Origin of the sequence: Streptomyces synnematoformans (genome assembly GCF_039531005.1) — a bacterium.
Classification (GTDB): domain Bacteria; phylum Actinomycetota; class Actinomycetes; order Streptomycetales; family Streptomycetaceae; genus Streptomyces; species Streptomyces synnematoformans.
This window is the reverse complement of record NZ_BAAAPF010000405.1, coordinates 1-5,271: the sequence shown is the minus strand read 5'-3', so window position 1 is coordinate 5,271 and position 5,271 is coordinate 1. Positions and strand designations below refer to the sequence as shown.

Sequence of the window (5,271 nt, the reverse complement as noted above, 5' to 3'; positions counted from 1 at the left end):
GCCGCGCCGAGCCCGGCGGCTCCGGCCGAACCCGCCGGCTCCGGCCGCCCCGCCGGCTCCGACCGCGGCACCGGCCCCGACTCCCCGGCCGCCGGGGCGGAGAGACCCCGGGGCCCGGTCACCGGCGGCCGGAGTTCGCCGATGACCGGGGGACTTCTGACCGGGAGACTTCCGACCGGGGTGCTTCCGCCGGATGCGCCTCCGGGATGTCGACCAGGTCCAGATAGGCGAAGGCGAAAACCGCCGCCTCCGAGCGCGAACGGACTCCGATCTTCCGTACGGCGTTGCTGAGGTGCGCCCGCACCGTCCGTTCCGAGATCCCCAGCCGGCGCGCGATGAGGCGGTTCCCCGCGCCCGTACCGACGAGAAAGAGTGTCTGCCGCTCGCGATCGGTCAGCAGCGGTATCCCGTCCGGTTCCCCCGGAGCCCGTAACCGGCCCCCCGTGCCGGCGTCCGGCGCGCTCGACTTCCCCTGGCCCACGACCGATAGTCCTCCCAGCCCCCCGTGGTGCAGTGGTATGGCCGTGAACGTATGCGGGTGGCCGGACGCCGGTCAAGGAATCCGGACGTCCCCGCGCAATGCTGGCGATTACTCGCCAATCTGCCCGGTGCGCTCGTGCGACGGCGCCCGCCGGTGCCCTCCGGGGAGGGGTCCCCGACCCCTCCGGGCACGATGGACGAGGGCTTGACGTGCACGTTGAGCAAACGTTAATCGGTGCCTGCCATTCTCTTTTCAGGCCCCGCTTCTAGGGGGAAGAGCCGGGCCGAGCGGTCGGCCGCTATCTCAACACCGATCAGGTGAGCGGCCCACACGGTGCCCGTCCGATGACCTTCAGGGGAAGTCGTCGGACGGGCACCGTCCTCGTTTTCGGATACGGGCAGCGCCAGGCCACCCCGCGACGCCCTCACCCCCCGCTCCGCGCCGCCTCCCGCGCCACCTTCCCCGCCTCCGCACCGATCTCCCGCAGGCTCCCGCCGACCGCCGCCGCGTACCCCACGAAGTGCAGCCCCGCCGCCCCCTCCGGGGAGCGCCAGCCCCGCGTACGCGGCCGGCCGCGGTAGTCGAGTACGTCCAGGTGGCCGACGACGTCCTCCAGCCCGCGCCGCCAGCCCGTCGCCGCGATCACGGCGTCCGGCTCCACCCGCTCGCCGTCCGCCAGGGTCACGCCGCCGGCGTCCATCGCCGCCACCGCCGGGACCGGGATCACCCGGCGCTCCCGTACCGCCGCGACCAGGCCGCCGTCGTCCACGATCGGCACCGACCCCTCCCGGGCCCGCGTGTACAGCCCGCTCGCCGGGCGGGGCAGGCCGTACGCGCCGAGGTCGGGGACCGCCAGCCGGCTCACCCGGGCCGCCAGCCGGTCCACGGTCCGGGCCGGCAGCGCGCCGCCGAGGAGCCGGCCCGCGGCCGCGCCCCAGCCGGCCATCGGCCGGCGCACGATGTGCGGCAGCGTCCGCACCGCCAGCCGCACCCGCTTCGCGCCGCCGTCCGCCAGGTCCACGGCTATCTCCGCGCCCGTGTTGCCCGCGCCGACGACGAGGACGTCCTTGCCCTCGTACGGGGCGGGGTTGCGGTAGTGCGCGGCGTGCAGCAGTTCGCCGTGGTACGCGTCGCGGCCGGGCCAGTCGGGTACGTACGGGGTGTGGCAGGAGCCCGCGGCGACGACCACGCGGTGTGCGTCGAGGACGCGGCCGCCGGTCGCGGCCACCTTCCAGCCGGGGCCGCCGGTCCCGCCGACGCCGGAGCCGGAGCCGGAGCCGGCGCCGGAGCCGGCGTCGGCGTCGGCGGCGCGGTCGATCCGCGCCACCTCCACGTTGTGCACGATCTCCAGCTCGTGGCGCTCCGCGTACTCCTCCAGGTAGTGCGCCATCCGGTCCCGCGGCACCCACCGCCCGTACCGGCGCGGGATCGGCATCCCCGGCAGCTCCGACTTCCCCCGCGGCGTGTGCAGCCGCAGCCGGTCGTAGTGCCGGCGCCAGGAGTCGCCGACCCGGGCGCCCCGGTCCAGGACCAGCGCCCGGATCCCGGCCCGGCCCAGCGCCGCCGCCGTGGCCAGCCCCGCCGGGCCGGAGCCGACGACGAGCACCGGACGCTCGTCCCGCCCGCCCGGCCGCGGCTCCGGCCACGGCTGCCCTGCCGGCGCGGACTGTCCGGCCTGTCCGGCCCGCCCCGTCTGTCCGGCCCGTCCGACCCGTCCCGTCTGCCCTGCCCGCCCCGCATGGACACTGTCATGTGACATGACGGTGAGCGTAGTGGGGCATCCACCGCTTTCCGGCGGCTTGCCCGGCTCGCCGCACTAACGATTCAGCACCGGCTACGATCCGCCCTCACCCCTGCTTCGGCGGCTTCCGCCCCGTCACCCCGAGGTGCACCAGCAGCGCCAGCGACGGCTTCAGGTCGGCCTGCTTCACGCCCCAGGTCTGGAACGCCTTCTGGTGCGCGGCCACCCCCGCGAGCATCACCACCAGCGAGCCGGCCACCGCCGCCGGGTGCACCGACGCGTCCACCTTGCCCTTCGCCTGCAGCTCCCTGACCGACTCGGTCAGCGACTTGGTGACCGAGTTCAGGATCTTCATGCGGATCTTGTAGAACCGCTTGTCGCCCTCCGCGGCCCCGAGGTCGACGATCCGCAGGAGCGCCTCGTTCCGCCGCCAGAACCCGAGGAACCCCTCGACCAGTTCCTCCGCGGCCTGCATCCCGGACTTGCCGGTCCACGAACGGCCGGCGACCAGCCCCGTCAGGCCGGCGCCCTCCTGGGCCATCTGCTCCGCCAGTTCCAGGACGGCGCCCTCCACGTCCGGGAAGTACTGGTAGAACGTCGCGGGCGACGTGCCCGCGCGGCGGGCGACGTCGATCACCTTCACGTCCCGGTACGGCGAGGCGTCGAGCATCTCGCCGAGGCACTCCAGCAGCTTGGTGCGGGTCGCCTGGCCGCGCCGGCCGGCGACACGGCCGTCGACCGTCCGAACTTGACCTGTCATGTCGTCAGCTTACCGACGGGTGATCGAACCGCGATCTGGCGAAGGCAAACGGGGATAACGGGGGAGGCTGCACCGGCGGATCTGCCCCCATTGCCGTGCTCGACCAGAATTGACCCGACGTTCGGGTTATTTTCACAACAGCCGAGGTCCGCCGCCGATACGTTCGCGATATCTTGGCGCTGCGACCGTCGCACGACCTGGTGCACGACTTGTCGCACGACCCCGTCGCACGCTCCATCGCACGCTCCCCGTCCCGCCCCCTCACGCCAGCCCCCCACACGGTCCCGCGGAAGGACGACGACGGCCATGGACGAATTCGCCGAGGGCTCACCCTGCTGGGCCGACGCCACGCTCCCCGACCTGCGCGCCGGCGAGCGCTTCTACGGCGAGCTGTTCGGCTGGACGTTCACCGCGGGCGGTACGGAGACGGCCGCCGCCGGCTTCCCCCGGCACTCCCGGGCGCTCCTCGACGGCGCGCCCGCCGCCGCCCTCGTCGCCAAGCGCGACGGCCGGATGCCCACGGTCTGGGGCGTGCACCTGGCCACCCCGGACATCGCCGGCACCGCCGAGAAGATCCGGCGGGCCGGCGGCACGGTGCTCACCGGGCCGACGGGCGTCGGGGAGTACGGCCGCTCGGTGCTGGCCGCGGACCCGGACGGCGCGGTGTTCGCCGCCTGGCAGGGCGGCACCCGCCCCGGCTTCGGGGCGACCGACGTGCCGGGCGCCTTCTGCTGGACCGAGGTGTACGTACGGAATCCCGGCGCGGCCGACGCCTTCTACCCGGCCGTCTTCGGCTACGAACTGCAGGAACCTCCCCCACAGCGCGCAGAGCGCGCGTGGGCGGTACCCCCTTTCGACGCCGGCGACTTCACGGCGTGGGCGCTGCCCGGTTCGGGCCGCGAGGTGGCCGGCCGGGCGGTCCTCGGCGACGTGCTGCCGGCGGAGATGCCGCCGCACTTCCTCGTCTACTTCCGCGTCGCCGACGTCGGCGACGCGCTCAGGACGGTGCGCCGCGGGGGCGGCCGGGTGCTGGCGGACCGGCGGGAGATCCCGGGGGCCACGTTCGCGGTGGTAGCGGACAACCAGGGGGCGGTGTTCGCGGTGCTGGACGGCGACTCCGACGCGACCGGGAGCCCCTCCCCCACCTCCACCACCAGCAGCGACGGGGCCTGACGCCGTGCCGTCCCCCGCCCCGCGCGCGGCCCGGCCCGCGGCGTTCCGCCGGACCCGGCGGTTCCGGGGCCGGCGGTGCCCCGAGCCGCCCCCCGGGTTAGCCCCGGCGCGTTCCGGAGTGGAGAATCGGCAGGCGTACTTTCGGGACTGACGGCCGTACGCCTGCGGTGAGAGGCTGCAGGGGGGCCCGGTTCCGGGAGCCCCCGACGGGGAGGTGGATGGTTACGTGGTCGAGCAGCTGGCGCCGCACGACCCGAGGCGGATCGGTCCCTTCGAGGTGCTCGGCAGGCTGGGCGCCGGCGGGATGGGGCTCGTCTATCTCGCGCGGTCGGCCTCCGGCCGCCGCGTGGCGATCAAGACGGTCCGCAGCGAGCTGGCCGAGGACCAGCTCTTCCGGGTGCGCTTCACCCGCGAGGTGGAGGCCGCCCGGGCCGTCAGCGGCTTCTACACCGCGCCCGTCGTCGACGCCGACCCCCGCGCCGCCGTGCCGTGGCTGGCCACCGCGTACATGCCCGCGCCCTCGCTGGAGGAGATCGTGGGCGACTGCGGGCCGCTGCCGCCGCAGGCCGTGCGGTGGGTGGCCGCCGGGGTCGCGGAGGCACTGCAGTCCATCCACGGCGCCGGGCTCGTCCACCGCGACCTCAAGCCGTCGAACGTGCTGGTCCTGGAGGACGGGCCGCGCGTGATCGACTTCGGCATCGCGTCCGGTGTCTCCAACACCCGGCTGACCATGACGAACGTCGCCGTCGGCACCCCCGCGTACATGTCGCCCGAGCAGGCCCGCGACTCGCGCAGCGTGACCGGCGCCAGCGACGTCTTCTCCCTCGGCTCCACCCTCGTCTACGCCGCCACCGGACACGCGCCGTTCCACGGCGCGAACCCCGTCGAGACCGTCTTCATGCTGCTGCGCGAGGGGCCGGACCTGGAGGGGCTGCCGGGGGAGCTGCGCCCGCTCATCGAGTCGTGCATGCAGATGACGGCCGAGCACCGGCCCACCCCGGAGGGGCTGCAGTCCGACCTGGCGCCGCACCTCTTCGGCGCCGCGGGCGACGACAGCGGTACGGCGTCCGCGTGGCTGCCGCGTTCCGCGATCCGGATGATCGAGGCGCGCCGCGG

5 protein-coding genes are annotated in these 5,271 nt (G+C 74.8%); 2 read left to right on the top strand and 3 right to left on the bottom strand.

Annotation, left to right across the window (positions count from 1 at the left end):
• Window positions 1–118 precede the first annotated feature (118 nt).
• The 3 genes from ABD317_RS33095 to ABD317_RS33085 form a co-directional block, all read right to left on the bottom strand.
• Entirely contained in the window at window positions 119–481 is a 363-nt protein-coding gene (locus tag ABD317_RS33095; RefSeq protein WP_344294944.1) for a response regulator transcription factor, read from the bottom strand.
• A gap of 424 nt (window positions 482–905) precedes the next feature.
• Window positions 906–2,087, bottom strand: coding sequence for a flavin-containing monooxygenase (locus ABD317_RS33090; RefSeq protein ID WP_344294942.1), 1,182 nt, complete (start codon window positions 2,085–2,087; stop codon window positions 906–908).
• Window positions 2,088–2,328: 241 nt separating this feature from the next.
• Window positions 2,329–2,982, bottom strand: a complete 654-nt coding sequence (locus ABD317_RS33085) for a TetR family transcriptional regulator (protein WP_344294940.1) — start codon at window positions 2,980–2,982, stop codon at window positions 2,329–2,331.
• A gap of 306 nt (window positions 2,983–3,288) precedes the next feature.
• Between ABD317_RS33085 and ABD317_RS33080 the strand changes: the two genes are divergently transcribed.
• Complete coding sequence (locus ABD317_RS33080) at window positions 3,289–4,155, top strand: VOC family protein (RefSeq protein WP_344294938.1); 867 nt, start codon at window positions 3,289–3,291, stop codon at window positions 4,153–4,155.
• 226 nt (window positions 4,156–4,381) lie between these two features.
• On the top strand, window positions 4,382–5,271 hold an 890-nt coding region (locus ABD317_RS33075; RefSeq protein WP_344294936.1), incomplete at its 3' end, for a serine/threonine-protein kinase.